The organism is Streptomyces sp. ASQP_92 (assembly GCF_025399895.1).
Lineage (GTDB): Bacteria > Actinomycetota > Actinomycetes > Streptomycetales > Streptomycetaceae > Streptomyces.
This window is the reverse complement of sequence record NZ_JAODUA010000012.1, coordinates 26574-41894: the sequence shown is the minus strand read 5'-3', so window position 1 is coordinate 41894 and position 15321 is coordinate 26574. Positions and strand designations below refer to the sequence as shown.

General features: G+C 69.5%; 12 protein-coding genes. 3 read left to right on the top strand and 9 right to left on the bottom strand.

The window, feature by feature from the left end; translation table 11 throughout:
- Positions 1 to 37: 37 nt before the first annotated feature.
- A complete protein-coding gene (locus N4G70_RS23615; protein ID WP_261714705.1) occupies positions 38 to 1204 on the top strand; it encodes an acyl-CoA dehydrogenase family protein in 1167 nt (388 codons plus the stop codon).
- A 121-nt stretch (positions 1205 to 1325) separates the two neighbouring features.
- On the opposite strand, the gene N4G70_RS23610 is transcribed toward N4G70_RS23615, so the two are convergent.
- The 5 genes from N4G70_RS23610 to N4G70_RS23590 all read right to left on the bottom strand — a co-directional run bounded on the left by N4G70_RS23610 (position 1326) and on the right by N4G70_RS23590 (position 6092).
- On the bottom strand, positions 1326 to 2351 hold the full coding sequence (locus N4G70_RS23610) for a methyltransferase domain-containing protein (protein WP_261714704.1): 1026 nt from the start codon (positions 2349 to 2351) through the stop codon (positions 1326 to 1328).
- A gap of 530 nt (positions 2352 to 2881) precedes the next feature.
- Entirely contained in the window at positions 2882 to 3721 is an 840-nt protein-coding gene (locus tag N4G70_RS23605) for a DUF5753 domain-containing protein (RefSeq protein WP_261714703.1), read from the bottom strand.
- Between the two features lie 18 nt (positions 3722 to 3739).
- A complete protein-coding gene (locus tag N4G70_RS23600) occupies positions 3740 to 4267 on the bottom strand; it encodes a DUF6879 family protein (RefSeq protein ID WP_261714702.1) in 528 nt (175 codons plus the stop codon).
- The gene (locus N4G70_RS23595; protein ID WP_261714701.1) at positions 4248 to 4478 is read right to left on the bottom strand and encodes a hypothetical protein; all 231 of its coding nucleotides are present in this window, start codon (positions 4476 to 4478) and stop codon (positions 4248 to 4250) included. Before N4G70_RS23595 ends, N4G70_RS23600 begins: the two co-directional genes overlap by 20 nt.
- 321 nt (positions 4479 to 4799) lie before the next feature.
- The gene (locus tag N4G70_RS23590; protein WP_261714700.1) at positions 4800 to 6092 is read right to left on the bottom strand and encodes an LCP family protein; all 1293 of its coding nucleotides are present in this window, start codon (positions 6090 to 6092) and stop codon (positions 4800 to 4802) included.
- A gap of 118 nt (positions 6093 to 6210) precedes the next feature.
- Here N4G70_RS23590 and N4G70_RS23585 point away from each other — a divergent pair, with 118 nt between their 5' ends.
- Positions 6211 to 6735 (top strand): acyl-CoA thioesterase, encoded by a 525-nt coding sequence (locus tag N4G70_RS23585; protein ID WP_120723046.1) that lies wholly within the window; start codon positions 6211 to 6213, stop codon positions 6733 to 6735.
- A 39-nt stretch (positions 6736 to 6774) separates the two neighbouring features.
- Here the strand turns inward: N4G70_RS23585 and N4G70_RS23580 are convergent, their stop codons facing one another.
- Positions 6775 to 8181 (bottom strand): LCP family protein, encoded by a 1407-nt coding sequence (locus N4G70_RS23580; RefSeq protein ID WP_261714849.1) that lies wholly within the window; start codon positions 8179 to 8181, stop codon positions 6775 to 6777.
- A gap of 202 nt (positions 8182 to 8383) precedes the next feature.
- Here N4G70_RS23580 and N4G70_RS23575 point away from each other — a divergent pair, with 202 nt between their 5' ends.
- Positions 8384 to 9421, top strand: a complete 1038-nt coding sequence (locus tag N4G70_RS23575; RefSeq protein ID WP_261714699.1) for a glycosyltransferase family 2 protein — start codon at positions 8384 to 8386, stop codon at positions 9419 to 9421.
- 88 nt (positions 9422 to 9509) lie between these two features.
- Here the strand turns inward: N4G70_RS23575 and N4G70_RS23570 are convergent, their stop codons facing one another.
- From N4G70_RS23570 to N4G70_RS23560, 3 genes are all read right to left on the bottom strand, one after another.
- Positions 9510 to 11312: an LCP family protein gene (locus N4G70_RS23570; protein ID WP_261714698.1), complete on the bottom strand. Its 1803-nt coding sequence runs from the start codon at positions 11310 to 11312 to the stop codon at positions 9510 to 9512.
- A 56-nt stretch (positions 11313 to 11368) separates the two neighbouring features.
- Positions 11369 to 13105, bottom strand: coding sequence for an LCP family protein (locus N4G70_RS23565; RefSeq protein ID WP_261714697.1), 1737 nt, complete (start codon positions 13103 to 13105; stop codon positions 11369 to 11371).
- Positions 13106 to 13334: 229 nt separating this feature from the next.
- On the bottom strand, positions 13335 to 15149 hold the full coding sequence (locus N4G70_RS23560; RefSeq protein ID WP_261714696.1) for an LCP family protein: 1815 nt from the start codon (positions 15147 to 15149) through the stop codon (positions 13335 to 13337).
- Positions 15150 to 15321 lie beyond the last annotated feature (172 nt).

Here is a 15321-nt window from a genome sequence, read left to right as displayed (position 1 = left end):
TTAACGGTAGTTAGCGTCCCTTGGGGAGTGAGAGACCTTGGCCGGAACGGCTGGCAACTCGGATTTTGACCTGTACCGCCCGTCCGAGGAGCACGACATGCTCCGCGACGCCATCCGCTCGCTCTCCGAGGCCAAGATCGGCCCGTACGCGGCCGAGGTCGACGAGCAGGCCCGCTTCCCCCGGGAGGCGCTCGACGCGCTGGTCGCCAACGACCTGCACGCCGTGCACGTGCCGGAGGAGTACGGCGGCGCCGGCGCCGACGCGCTCGCCACCGTCATCGTGATCGAAGAGGTCGCGCGGGTCTGCGCCTCCTCCTCCCTCATCCCGGCCGTGAACAAGCTCGGCTCGCTCCCGGTGATCCTCTCCGGCTCCGAGGAGCTGAAGAAGAAGTACCTGGGCCCGCTGGCCAAGGGCGAGGGCATGTTCTCGTACTGCCTCTCCGAGCCGGACGCGGGTTCCGACGCGGCGGGCATGAAGACGAAGGCCGTGCGCGACGGGGACTTCTGGGTCCTCAACGGCGTGAAGCGCTGGATCACCAACGCGGGCGAGTCCGAGTACTACACGGTCATGGCCGTGACCGACCCGGAGAAGCGCTCCAAGGGCATCAGCGCCTTCGTCGTCGAGAAGTCCGACGAGGGTGTCTCCTTCGGCGCCCCCGAGAAGAAGCTCGGCATCAAGGGCTCGCCGACCCGCGAGGTCTACCTCGACAACGTCCGCATCCCGGCGGACCGCATGATCGGCGACGAGGGCACCGGCTTCGCCACGGCGATGAAGACCCTGGACCACACCCGCATCACCATCGCGGCCCAGGCCCTCGGCATCGCGCAGGGCGCCCTCGACTACGCCAAGGGCTACGTCCAGGAGCGCAAGCAGTTCGGCAAGGCGATCGCCGACTTCCAGGGCATCCAGTTCATGCTGGCCGACATGGCCATGAAGCTGGAGGCGGCCCGTCAGCTCACGTACTCGGCCGCCGCCAAGTCCGAGCGCCTCGACTCGGACCTGACGTTCTTCGGCGCCGCCGCCAAGTGCTTCGCCTCCGACGTCGCCATGGAGATCACCACGGACGCGGTCCAGCTCCTGGGCGGGTACGGCTACACCCGCGACTACCCGGTCGAGCGCATGATGCGCGACGCGAAGATCACGCAGATTTATGAAGGTACGAATCAGGTTCAGCGGATCGTGATGTCCCGCAACCTGCCGTAACGGCCCCCTGGCCCCACCCACAACGGCCCCCGGCACCCAGCCGGCCGGGGGCCGTTGGTGTGCGCCCGCCGTCTCGGGTGAGCGCGGTCCGCGCGCAGCGGCCTCCTGCGCCGGGTGCGTCCTACGGCCGGCCGATGACGTGCTGCGGATCGTCCAGCCACACCCGCTGCCCGTCGCCGTCGACCGACAGGCCGAACCGGGAGCGCTCCGGCTCCCCCAGATCGTGCCAGCCGAGGAACGCCGTCCGCACGTCGTCCCACAGCGCGCGGGGACCGTACTGCTCGACCTCGTACGTCGCCGCATCGGGCACGTATTCCACGGTGGCCCACGACTGCCTGTCGTCGGAGAAGAGCCACAGGGTGGCTTCCCCGCTGCCGTCGTCCGCGTCACACCACCGGTACCAGGCATCGGTGACGGTCAGGCTCGTGAAGAACGCCGGAGCATCCTGGATGACGTTCTGCGGAGCGATATCGGTCGTGCCCCTCTCTCCCTCCTCCTGGTGGTACAGGTCCGAGATGCGTCCCGCGCCGGCCCGGTGCGAGCGGTCCCACATGAAGGCGGGACGGCCGGAAAACCCGCCCCGCGCTTCGCCGTTCACCACGTCGAGCGTCACGTAGGAACCGCTGAAGAAGCTACTGCCCCACGGGGTGACGATCCGTCCCGAGGGACACTGCGCCGGCCAGGCGCGCGGGATCTCCCGCATGGTGCATGTGCAGATGATCCGCCGGTAGGGAGCGCCTCCCGGGTACCCGTGGCAGCCGTCGCCGACCACCACCGTCGGGCGGAAACCGGCGTGTTTCAGGTTCTGCCGTGCGCGGGCCGCCAGTGCCGCGTCCACCTCCACGCTGAACACGTTGTGGTCGCCCAGCCGATGCGAGAGCCACGCCGCGTTGTAGCCGGTGCCGGTGCCGATCTCCAACACGGTGTCGCCGTCGCGTACTTCGAGCAGGCGAAGCATGTCGAGCATGATCGAAGGCATCGACGATGACGACGTGGACAACCGGAACGCCCCCTCCGAGGTCTCCCGTCCATCATTCACCTGCGTGACCACCGGCACGTCGCTGTAGACCACCTGGGCCCAGGCTTCGGGCGCGGCGCCGAAGTCACCGCCCTCGAATACGTCAGGAATGAACAGGGCGCGGTCCACTGCGGCCACCGTGCGTCGCCATTCGCTCGGCAGGGACTTCGTGTTCTCCAGGCACTCGACGAGCTCTCGCTGGTTGGCCATGCGCCCTCATTTCTTCGGCGGCTCGTACGGCTTGGTCGGTCCCGGCGGCTTGTCGCGGTGTCCGTCGCTGTCAGAGGTGTCCGGCTTCCCGGAGTGGTGTCCACCCGTTTTCCCATGGTGTCCTCACTCTCCTTGCGGATGCGGCGGATTGGGCCGCCATTCCCATGCGGGTGGTTCCTGACTTCCGCCGCGGCGTCGTAGGCAGCGCTCCACTGCTTCGCTGCCTTGGCTTCCGCCAACTCCCGTACCAGGGCCGCACAGACCCCACACCCCTTCCCCGGGGTGCAGTCATACAGGTAGGCCTCCACCGCGTCGGCCAACTCCACTGGCGGCCGTGGGTACCTCAACGGAGCAGCCATGGCTTCCCTTCCTAGGTGGGTCTGTCATGTCGAGAACCGTAGGAAGAGAGAAGGCGCGGCGGGGCAGATGTTGTACGACGTTGTACGCCTTCACTCCCGGAGAGTAGTGAGCGCTTTAAGGATCAGAGTCTTGGCATTGGGGCCGTATGCGGCCGCCCGCCCCATCTGATGGAAAACACTGAGGTACGCATCGACCTCTGCTCGGTTGGTGACGCGGACCATCGCGGTCAGAGTCTCCACCTGGATCTCGCGATCATCGAATGCGTAGAACGATTCGAGCGGCCACACCGGGCGGCGTGACATGTGGGGGATGATGCCGAACGCCAGGTTCGAGCGTCCGATGACGGCCAGAAAGTGTTCAAGCTGCTCGGCATGGTGCGGCAGTTCGGTCATCGGCATATAGAGGGCCGACTCTTCCACGAGGATGGACACCTGGCTGCTTTGGAGAGTGGCGGTCGAGCGCTCCAGGCGAGCCTTTACGGCGTCCTCGACATCATCGGGAAGGTTCCTGAATTGGCGGATCGTGCGGAGAATACCCCGGGCGTACGCTTCCGTCTGAAGCATCCCCGGGAGCACTCCGCAGCTATACACACGGAAGGCTCGTGTCTCCTGGTAGATGTGACTGCGTTGAGCCTTGCCAAGGCCGCCCCGGAGGTACTGAGCCCACTGGACATAGAGCGTCTTGGCCGTCCGCGTGGTGTCGATCAGAGCTTCCGCTTCGTCCGGCTTTCCGCATGCCGTGCACCATGCGCGGATGTCGGCAGGTCTGGGAATCGTCTTACGGTTGATGATCCGGTGACTTTTGGAGCGGTCCCAGCCGCACAGAGCGGCCAGCCGGGCCCCCGATAGATCGGCATCCTCCATCATTCGAGTGAGCCGGTCGGCAACTGCCTTGTGGGCTTCTTCAGCCGTCGACAGTGGTGAGGTCATGGACTGGCCGCTGTTCTTTCAGACCGTGTACTTGTCGTGTGGGACAGCTCGTTCCCAGACTGCTTCGAACATGTCGACACATCGCGCCGCCACGTCCGCCTGCTCCGTGTAGTCGGTGTGCACCCAACGCCCGTCGCCGTCAAAGACGTTGAACTGGACCAGATTGCCGTCGAACAGCCAGAAGTCATTGCCGGGCAACAGCAGATCGGATGCTTGCCGACGGGGCAGCCACCGCACGTGCTCCCCGCAGGCGACGTTGCCGAATGTGACGTCGTGCTCCCACTTGATGTAGTCCGAGACGGGCTCCCCAACCACCCGCGCACGGCGTACAACGACGCCTTGGGCTGTCACGTCTTTGATTAGGCCGTGCCAGTCATCGCGCCACCACGAGGAACGGTCGTTCCAGTCCGTTCGCTCTCCTGCCAGCCAGGCGTCGAACGCCGGGTGCTCTCCAGGAACGGCGTACGCGTCGCGGGTTTCAAGGTGCACCGCTGAACGCTTGCACTGGCGGAGCAGATGGGCGAACTCAGCCAGACTCTGCGACACGGATTGCCTCCTTGAGAAGCGGGATCATCCTGGGCTCCAGGACGATCAGCGTCTCATCCTCGGCGCGGGGCGAGTCAGCCACCGTGCGAGCCCGAGCGTCTTCCCCGGCTCGTCGCCCCTGCACCAGCAGCCGCCTCTTGTCATCCACCCAGACTGCCGGGCACCCGTTCACGTCCGACTCGGGGTCTTTGCCGATAAAGGTGTAGGTCATGGTGCGCCCTCCCAGTAGAGGTGTTGCACTGCGGTGCAGTCTGTTACATGAGCCTCGACGGTCGAACTCCCGCGGTCAAGAGGGCAGTTCATCCATGGGTGGTAGGGAGGGCTCCCGCGTGAGCCCCGCGCACGCCGGCTCCCGCGGCGGCTGGGACGCAATCGAGCGGTCCACCTCGCGCAACTCGCCGTGCCAGAAGGTGAGTTGAGAAGGGTCCGCGTCCGCAGGGACCCGTGCCGGGGGGCTGGCCGGAGGATGCAGAAGGGCCCGGCCCGCCGCGGGGAACGCGGCGGCCCGGGCCCAAAGGCCGTGCGGGCCGGGCTACTTGACCGTGACCGTGTCGTCGTTCTTCAGCTCGTTCACCAGCTGCGTCACCTTCGGCTTGTCCCACAGGAGGGACGTCTGGGGGCCGTCGCCCGCGACCGGCATGTTCATCGAGACGCCGTCGCCGCCGGTGATGCCCTTCATCGCCCAGAACATGGAGCCCAGGTCGAACAGGCTCATGTCCTTGTCGACGATCAGGGTGTCCAGACCGGCGCCCATCACCGGGTACAGCTTGAACGGGTTGAGGAGGGTCGTCGGGGTGGCCGTCTGGCTGGCGAGGGCGGCCAGGAACTTCTGCTGGTTCTTGGTGCGCTCCAGGTCACCGGCGGCGTACCCGTGCCGGTTGCGGACGAACGCCAGGGCCTGCTGGCCGTCGAGGGTCTGCTCGCCCTTCTTGAAGTCCGCGCCGGAGTCCTTGTCCTTGATGTCCTGCGGGATGTCGATGTCCACGCCGCCGACCGCGTCCACGATGTTCGCGAACCCGGCGAAGCCGATCTCCGCGTAGTGGTCGATGTGCAGGCCGGTGTTGGCCTCGATGGTGCGGACCAGGAGCTCGGGGCCGTCCATGGAGAACGCCGCGTTCAGCTTGTTGCTGCCCTTGGCGGGGAAGACCTTGCCGCTCTGGGAGCCCTTGAAGCTGGGGATCTTCACCCAGGAGTCGCGCGGGAGCGAGACCATCGTGTTCCCGTTGTCGCCGACGTGCAGCAGGATCATGGAGTCGGTCCGCTTGCCGTCGGCCGAGCCGGTGTGCAGCTTCTTCTTCTCCTCGGCGGACATGCCGTCGCGGGAGTCGGAGCCGACGATCAGGTAGTTGGTGCCCTTGCCCTCGTCGGGCCGCTCGATGACCTTGGACAGGTCGACCTCGCGGCGCACCTTGCCGTCCGCCCAGAAGTACGTGGCGACCGAGGTCACCAGGAGCACGCCGACCAGGGTCAGCGCGCCGACGGTGATCCGTCTGCGCCAGTTCGGCGCCGCCCCCGGCCCCCGGCCACCGCCGCGCCGCGGTCCCTCGGGGCCGCCGGGCCCGGCCGGGCCGCGGCCCGCGGGGTTGCCGTAGACATGGCCCTCGCTGTAGCCGCTGTCGTACGAACCCTGCCCGGGCACCCCGCCCTGGCCGTACCGGGGCTGTCCGTAGCCGTCGTCGTGGGCGGGCTGCTGCTGGGGGACGGGGCGCCGGACGTGCGGCATCCGGCGCGCACCCTCGGGCCGCGCGGCAAAGCTGCCGCGACCGTAACCGTCGTCACCGTTTCCGCGGGCGTCGCCATGGCGGGCGTCGGGCCATTCGTTCATGCCGTCCAGCATGCACGGCGGCCCCGGGCCCCTGACAGGGCAGGGGGGAATTCGGGGCCGGGCTGTTGCAAGGCTGATGCAATGAGCCGGAAATCGTACGGCGCCTACAGTGGAACGCATGACTGATCTTCCGGGCAAGCCGACCTCGGCCTCCCGAACCACCCTGAGCCACATCATGACCACCCATGACACCAACCTCCTCGGCACCGTGCACGGTGGCGTGATCATGAAGTTGGTGGACGATGCCGCGGGCGCCGTCGCCGGGCGCCACTCGGGCGGGCCTGCCGTCACCGCCTCCATGGACGAGATGGCGTTCCTCATGCCGGTCAGGGTCGGGGACCTGGTGCATGTGAAGGCACAGGTCAACTGGACGGGCCGGTCCTCCATGGAGGTCGGGGTGCGGGTGCTCGCCGAGCGCTGGAACGAGTCGACCCCGGCCCAGCAGGTGGGCTCCGCCTACCTCGTCTTCGCCGCCGTGGACGCCGACGGCAAGCCGCGTACGGTGCCGCCGGTGATCCCGGAGACCGAGCGCGACGAGCGCCGCTACCAGGAGGCCCAGATCCGCCGCACCCACCGGCTCGCCCGGCGCCGCGCGATCATGGACCTGCGGGAGAAGCGCTCCGCCGAGGGCCTGGACGACTAGGCGACCGGTACGCGAGCCACCGACGGCGGCCCCGGCCCGTCAGGGGCAGACCACCCGGTCGCCGGTGACCGTGCCGAAGTCGCCCTGCGGCTGCTCCTCCGCGCGGACCGGGACGACGTCCTTGAAGTCGGCGCCCGCCGTCACCTTCATCGTGGCGCCGAGGCCCTTGACCGCGCGCAGCTCGCTGCCCGGCAGGGCGAGCGCCAGGGACTTGGCCGAGCGGTCCCAGCGCGGGTCGAACTCGATCAGGGTGCGGCGCATGTCGAGGTTGGTGCTCGCCCGGGGGGAGCCGGTGGTCTTGAAGCCGGTCGCGTGCAGCGCGTCGTCCACGCGGCGGCCGAGCCCGTCGGTGCGGGTCCCGTTGTAGACCTGGACCCGGATCTGCTCGGGGGCGACCTCGACGATGGAGCCCGGCGCCTTCGGCGGCTTGGCGTCCTTGGCGGTCGGCTGCGGCGCGGGCTTCGGCGGGGTGTGCGGGGCCAGCGGCTTGTCGTCGTGCAGGAGCTGGAACAGCTTCTTGGCCTTCACGTCGTCCCACTTCACGGTCGAGCCGACGCCCTTCACGGCGAAGCCGAGCTGCCCGAGCGGCACCGTCGTGAAGTCCGACGAGGAGGGCGTGAAGCCCTTCATGGCGGCGGTGAAGCCCAGCATCTCCTCGACCCCGAAGCCCTCGTCGGCGCGTACCGAGGAGAGCAGGGACGAGGCGACCTCGCGGAACTTGACCGGGTTCAGAAGCACCCCGTTGCTCGTCGCCTTCTCGATCAGCGCGGCCAGGAAGCGCTGCTGGCGCTGCATCCGGCCGAGGTCGGAGGAGCCGTCGGCGTGCCGCGAGCGTACGTACTGGAGGGCTTCCCCGCCGTTCAGCTCATGGGTGCCGGCGGTCAGGTCGAGGCCGGTGTAGCTGTCCTTCATGGGGCGGGCCGTACAGATCTGCACCCCGCCGACCACGTCGACCGTCTTCATGAAGCTGGTGAAGTCGACCTCCAGATAGTGGTCGATCTTCAGGCCCGTCATGGACTCGACGGTGCGGACCGTCAGCGAGGGCCCGCCCTCGGCGTAGGCGGCGTTCAGCTTCACCGGGTGCCGGGGGTGGTTGCGGCCGGTGGCCTCGTCGGTGTGCTCGGGCACCTCGGCGTAGGAGTCGCGCGGCAGGCTCACCACGCTGACCCGGTCCCGGTCCGCGGAGACGTGCACGATCATGACCGTGTCGGTGCAGTGGCAGGGCGCCCCGCCCAGCCGGTACTTCTGCTTCTCCTCGGGCGTGATCCTGTCCCGCCCGTCGGTGCCGACGAGCAGGATGTTGGTGCCGAGGCTGCCCTGCGGCCGGTTCTTCATGTCCCGGAACGGGTCCACCCGGCCGATCCCGCCGTCCAGGCTGGTCACCACCGCGTGCCCGACCCCGCCCGCGCCGAGCACCAGGACGGACAGGGTGGTCGCGAACCGCATGCCCCAGCGGGGGCGCTCGTCCTGCTGTCTGCTGGGGGGCCGACCGGGTCGTACGGAGCGCGGGCGGGGCGGCGTGGGCACGGGGACCTCCGCGGGTGGCAAGGGGGATCCTGAGCACCGTAGGCCCATACGATCAGCTACCCCGTGCACCGCTCCGGCCGCCGCGCGACCTTGTCCCCCGTTCGCGGTAACGTGACCACCGATGAACGCCACGCCTGCTGTTTCCGTGATCATGCCGGTTCTCAATGAGGAGCGGCATCTGCGCAACTCGGTCCGTCACATCCTGGAGCAGGAGTACGACGGCGAGATGGAGGTGGTGATCGCGCTCGGCCCGTCCACGGACCGCACCGACGAGATCGCCGCCGACCTGGTGCGCGAGACCGCGTCCCTTGAGCGGGCCCGGGTCCACACCGTGCCGAACCCCACCGGACGCACCCCCGCGGCCCTGAACGCCGCCATCAAGGCGTCCCGCCACCCGATCGTGGTCCGCGTCGACGGCCACGGCATGCTGTCGCAGAACTACATCGCCACCGCCGTACGCCTCCTGGAGGAGACGGGCGCCCAGAACGTCGGCGGCATCATGCACGCCGAGGGCGAGAACGCCTGGGAGGACGCGGTCGCCGCCGCGATGACCTCGAAGATCGGCGTCGGCAACGCGGCCTTCCACACGGGAGGCGAGGCGGGGCCCGCCGAAACCGTGTATCTGGGGGTCTTCCGCCGTGAGGCGCTTGAGCAACAGGGCGGCTACAACGAGGAGTTCATCCGCGCCCAGGACTGGGAGCTGAACTTCCGGATCAGGGAGGCCGGCGGCCTCATCTGGTTCTCGCCCGAGCTGAAGGTGCAGTACCGGCCGCGGCCCTCGGTGAAGGCGCTGGCCAAGCAGTACAAGGACTACGGGCGGTGGCGCCATGTGGTGGCCCGCTACCACGCCGGCTCCATCAACCTGCGATACCTGGCGCCCCCGGCCGCGGTCTGCGCGATCGCGGCGGGCCTCGTCGTGGGCGCGCTGGTCACGCCGTGGGGCTTCGTGGTCCCGGCGGGCTATCTCGCGGCGATCATCGCGGGCTCCCTCCCGGCCGGCAAGGGGCTCTCGCTCAAGGCCCGCGCCCAGATCCCGGTGGCCCTCGCCACCATGCACATGTCGTGGGGTTTCGGCTTCCTGACCAGCCCGAAGGCGCTGGCCCGCAAGGTCATCGCGAGCCGCCGCCCGGCGGTGCGGACCGCGTCCGTCCGCCCCTAGGCATCTCGCGGGGGACGGCTCGTACGTGAGCGAAGGGGGCGCCCGGTGCCGAAAAGCACCGGGCGCCCCCTTTCGCGTACGCGGGCGGCTAGAAGCGGTAGGGCGCGTACACCTCCATGCAGGCGCCCTTGTCGGCCCCGTTGACCGTCTCGGTGTCCTTGAGCGGGTCGGTGGCCTTCGCGTCCTGCTTGGGGTAGCTCGCGCCGGTGCGCCAGTCGCCGCCGACCACCAGGGTCAGGGCCTTGACGTCGGACGGCTTGACCGCGCCGGGGGGCAGGCCCAGGGCGGCGGCGACGGACTCCGCGTTCGCTTTGCCCTGGGCGCCCGCGGCCCGCGGGTAGTCCACCTCGCTGGTCGCCGTGGGGTTGCTGGAGCCCGTGGCGGCCTGGGTGAAGCCCTTGGCCTTGAGCGCGGAGACCACCTCGCTCGCCCGGCCCTTGACGGGTGCGCGGCCGTTGGTGCCGGTGCCGTTGACCACGCTCACCGCGAGCGAACCGGCGGCCTCGGCGGCCGGGCCCTTGGGCGCCTCGGAGGCCGGCTTGCCGTCGTTCTTGTCGTCGCTCTTGCCGTCGAGCGGTTTGTCGTCCCGCAGCATCGCCCACAGCGCGTCGGCCTTGGCGGTGTCCGGCACCACATGGGCGTTCGGGTCCTTCGGGTCGGGCAGGCGCGGCATGGTCAGCATGTTGATGCGGTCCATGGGGATGTTCTTGAGCTCCATGCCCAGGTCGAACAGCTTCTTGACGGTGCCGAGTTCGGAGGAGACCTGGAGCGACTTGGTCGCGGTCTCGGCGATGTCCATCAGCCGGCCGGTGTCGCTGAAGGCGTCCTGGTCCTTGAGGTTGCGGATCACCGAGTTCATGTACATGTGCTGGGCCTGGGAGCGGCCGATGTCACTGCCGAAGGCGTGCCGGGTGCGCAGCCACTGGAGGGCCTGCTCGCCCTTCACCGTGTGGTTGCCCGCGGTGAGGTGCAGGTGCGAGCCGCCCTTCTGGAGCTTGGTGGGGTGGTCGTCGATGTTCTGCTTCACGCAGACGTCGGCGCCGCCCACCGCGTCGGAGATGGCGACGACACCGGCGAAGTCGACCATCATCCAGTGGTCGATGTAGATGCCGGTCAGCTTCTCCCAGGTGTCCAGGACACAGCCCGCTCCGCCGCGTCCGAGCGCCTCGTTGATGATGGCGTTGGTGGCCGGGTAGTCCTTCTTCTTCTCCGGGTCCTTGCACGGGGGCATGCTCACCCGGGTGTCGCGCGGGATGCTGACGACGGAGGCGTTCTTGCGGTCCGCCGAGACGTGGAGCAGCATCTGTACGTCCGCGTGCGGATCACCGGCGCGGTCGTCCTTGGCGCCGCCGAGCGCGACGTTCTCGTCCGACTTACGGCTGTCGGAGCCGATCAGGAGGATGTTGAGCGGGGTCTGACCCTGGGCGTTGGGCGCGGCCTTCTTGGCGTCGCTGCCGCCCGCACTGCGGTCGCCCTTGCGGATGTTGTTGTTGAGGTGCTGGTAGTACAGGTAACCGGCGGTGGCCGTCCCGAGTATGAGCACCGCGAGCGTGATCGCGGTCCATCTCAGGACGCGGTGCTTGCGTTTGCCCCGTCTGCGCGAGCCGCCCCTGCGGTGCCCGCTGCCGGACGCCGGGTCGCCGGCGCCGCCGGAGCCCGAGGACGCGGCAGGGGGCGCACCCGAGCCCGCGGACGTGCCGGAGCCGCCCGGCGCGGCGGGCCCCCCGGGCCCGCCGGACCCGGCGCTCTCTCCGTCGCCCGCGGGCTTCCTGCCCTGTGCGGCGCCGCCGGCCGTGTCGTTCCCGTACAGGCTCTCGTCCCAGCCGAGTTCGCCCGCATGCTCGACGCGGCCCCGCGCCGTCCCCTCCCCGCGCACGCTGTTCTTGCCCACCCCTGTACCCCCTGTCGTTCAGACTCCCCCTGAGGCCCGGGCGGGCCGTGAGTCTGTTACTTGGCGCAGACCGACTTGTCGGCTTCGACCTTCTGAATGCCCTCCGGTGCCTTGGCCGGAGCGGCGACGGGCGTGCCCGCCTGCTTGAAGTCCGGACCGAGGGTCAGCACCATGGGCTCCTTGCCCACGGCGTCCTTGGTCCCCGGCTTCAGCGCGGCCCCGGAGAGACCGAGCAGATCCGCGAGCTTACGGGCCTGGTCGGCCTGGTTCGGCGCGTAGACCAGCACGGTGGCGGGCACCTTCTGCGGCGCGTTGGAGCCGTTGGACGACTTCAGCACACCCTTCTGGTTCTGCAACCAGGTGACCATCTCCCCGGCCGAGCCCGCCACCGCGCCCCCGTTGAGCACGGTGACCCGCACCTCGGACGCCTTGGCGCGCGCGCCGTCGAGGCGCGCGGCCTCCTCGGCCGCGGCGGAGCTCTTGGCGTCCGCCTCCTTCTTCTTCACCTCGGTCAGCGAGGTGTCGGCGCGCATCATCGCGAACAGTGCTTCGGCCTTCGCCGGGTCGGGCACGACGGTGATGTGCTTCTTGCCCTCGGCCGGGTTGTCGATCACCGGAAGGGTGGCGAAGGTGATGTTCTTGGCGTCGATCTTGCCGATGACCTGGGCGAGGTCGGTCAGCTTCTTGATACTTCCTATCCCCGAGTCGACCGTCAGCGCCTTGGTCGCGGCGTCCGCGAGGCCGTACATCTTGGTGGGGCTGCCCAGGGTGTCGTCCGACTTCATCTGCCGGATCATCGAGCCGATGAACTGCTGCTGCTGCTTGATGCGGTCGAGGTCGCTCTCGTTGCCGAAGCTGTGCCGGGTCCGTACGAAGGCCAGCGCCTGCTCGCCCTTGACGATGCTCTGACCGGCCGGGAGCTTCAGATGCGACTTGGGGTCGTCGACCGCCTTGGTGAGGCACACCTTGACGCCGCCGACCGCGGTGGACAGCTGCTTGACCGCGTTGAAGTCGGCCATCATGAAGTGGTCGACGTTGAGCCCGGTGAGCTGCTTGACCGTACGCATGGTGCAGCCCGGGTCGCGGCCCTCCTGGCCCAGGCTCGTGTTGAAGCGCGCGTTCTTGGTGCCCGGGATGGTCTTGGTGGTGCCGTCCTGCTGCTTGGTCGGGCAGGCGGGGATGTCGGTGACCATGTCGCGGGGGATGGACATCGCGGTGGCGTTGGTCCGGTCCGCCGAGACATGGAAGAGGATGTTGGTGTCGGCGTGGCCTTCGCTGCCGGCGTCGCCGTAGCCCTCGTTGCCCTTGCCGGTGCGCTTGTCGGTGCCGATGACCAGGATGTTGAACGCCCCGTCGGGCACCGAGCTCTTGCTGCCCGCGTCCCCGACGTCGACGGTGTTGAGGTTGTTGTTGAAGTGCTGGTAGAGCCAGTACGTGCCGCCCGCCCCGGCCACGAGGACGACGCCCATCACGCCGCCCGTCCACAGCAGCGCCTTCTTCTTGCGGGTCGCCTTCGGCTTGCGCTTGCGGCGGCCCTGCGCGTCGGGGGTCTCGCCGGCGGGGGATGCGCCGCCCCGGCGGTTGCGCTGGCTTGGCACCTCACGGCGCCCGGCACGTCCGGACTGTCCGGGGGTTCTGCCGGCGGCGGGCTCCGCGGACGACCGCTTCGGACCTGAATTCGACTGCGTTCCGGAAGGGGTCAGTCGCAATTCGTAAGTGCCGGTCTCCGGGTTGAGGACCCACTGGTCTGCGGGGTCGACTTCATCGGCCCGGCCACGGCTCTGCGCATCCACGGTCGCTTCTGTCCTCCGTCGGTGCCGAGTCGCTTCCCCCAAAGCGCTCAATCATTCGCTCCTGCAGTGCGGGGCACGCCTGCCGCTCACACTGGATCGCGTCACACTATCTGGCCAGTTCGGCCGACAGCGACGGCCGTGACGAAGTCCACGCCCTTTATAACCGGGCATTTGACCCCAATTCGATGACGGGCACGCGGAATTCACAGCTCTCCCACCCGCGCGCCGCCTAGCCGCACATGCCCGAGGCAGCATCCGTACCCGAGTAGACGGGCGGGGCCGAGGGGCTGGGCGTGGGGCCCGGGTCGTCGGGCTTGCCGTCCCCGTCACGGTCCTTGCCGTCGCCTCCCTTGCCGTCACGGTCCTTGCCGCCGCCCTCCTTGAGTTTCGCCACGTCCGCCGCGGGTGCCACCTTGATCGGCCGGTCGTCGCGCAGTTGCTGGAAGAGCCGGTCCGCGTCGGGCTGGACGAGCTCGTCGCGGTCGCCGTTGTACACGTAGGGCTGACGCGGAACGGTGAGGAACCGGATGTTCTCGGTCGGAATGCCCCGCATCGAGCTCACCAGGTCGTACAGGTCCTTGAGGGTGTTGAGTCCGGGGTCCGTGGTGAGGGACTTGGTCGCCGCGTCCAGGACCGGGTAGAGCCGCGTGGGGTTGAGTAGCACTCCGTTGCTCTGCACCTTCTTCACCAGGGAGCCGAGGAACTGCTGCTGGCGGTCCATCCGTTGGGTGTCGCTGCCGTCCCCGAAGCCGTGCCGGGAGCGTACGAAGCCGAGCGCCTGCTCGCCGTGGAGGGTCTGGCGTCCGGCGGGCAGCTTGAGGTGGGCCTGGCGGTCGTCGACCGGCTCCTTCAGGCACACCTCCACGCCGTCCACCGCGTCGACCATGTCCTTGAACCCGCTGAAGTCGACGACCATGTGGTGGTCGATCCGTACGCCGGTCATCTTCTCGACGGTACGGATCGTGCAGGCGGCTCCGCCGATCTCGAACGCCGAGTTGAACTGGGCGAATTGGGCCCTGGACGTGGTGCCGTCGGGCCGGCCGCAGGCGGGCAGGTCCGCCATCAGGTCGCGCGGCAGCGAGACTGCGGTGGCGCTGAGCCGGTCGGCGGCCAGGTGCAGCAGGATCGTGGTGTCCGAGCGCTGACTGCCGCCGTCGTCCCTGCCGTACGAGGAGTTGTTGCCCGCGTGCGAGTCCGAGCCGATGAGGAGCAGGTTCTCCGCGTCGTGCACCACCGAGACCGGCCGGTCCCGCTCGTACTTGTCGAGCTCGCTCGCGGCGGAGGTGTCGGTGTGGATGTTGCCGTCGAGCTTCCGGTAGAACCACCACCCGGTCCCGGCCGCCGCCAGCACGACGACGGAGACGCCGAGCGCGGTCCAACGCAGCCAGTGCCTGCGGCGCTTGGGGTCGGGGTCGGTTTCGGTTCGGGGGTCGCTGGGGTCGGCGGACCCGGTGCCGGGGGTCGCGCCGGCGACGGGCTGGGCGGCGTCGGCCCCCGGGGCGGCGGTTCGGGGCTCGACGGGTTCGCCGCCGTCGGCCTCGGCCTCGGCCTCGGCGTCGCCCTCGGCCTCCGTTGCGGCGGCCCTGGTCCCGGTCCCGGCGGCCCTGGTCCCGGTCCCGGTGGCGCTGCCGGTGGTCCCGGCGGTGTCCGTCTCGCTCGGTGCGGCTTCGCTCGCGGCGGGCTCGGGCTCGGGGTCGGGGTCGGGTTCGGGTTCGGGGTCGGGGTCGGGCTCGGCGTCGGGTGCCTTGGGGTTGGCCGTCTTCGGGCGGGTCGCGGGGTCGGCGTCGGGTGCCTCGGGGTTGGCGGCCTCCGGGCCGGTCGCTGGGACGGCGTCGGGCGCCTCAGGGGCCGTCGGGGTGCCGGTGGGTGCGGGGGTGGGGTCCGTCGCCTTCGCGTCGGGTGCCTCGGGGGCGGACGTCTCCGGGCCGGTCGCGGGTTCGGCGTCGGGTGCCTCGGGGGCCGAGGGGGTGCCGGGGGCCGGCGGTGGCTGCTCGGCCCCGGCCCGGTCTTCCGGTTCGGGGGGCGTGCCGGCACTGTCGGTCACTTCGGCGTCCATCCTTACGGGCCATCACAGGGGGGCGGCGGGCGCGGCGCCCCGCCGGGCACCCCGGTAGACGGCCGAATCGCACGCATGGTTGCGTACGACCGATCATGTACCGGAGGTCCCGCCGGAAGCCGGGGGCCGGGCCCCGTGGTGGGCCACAAGGGTGGAGATC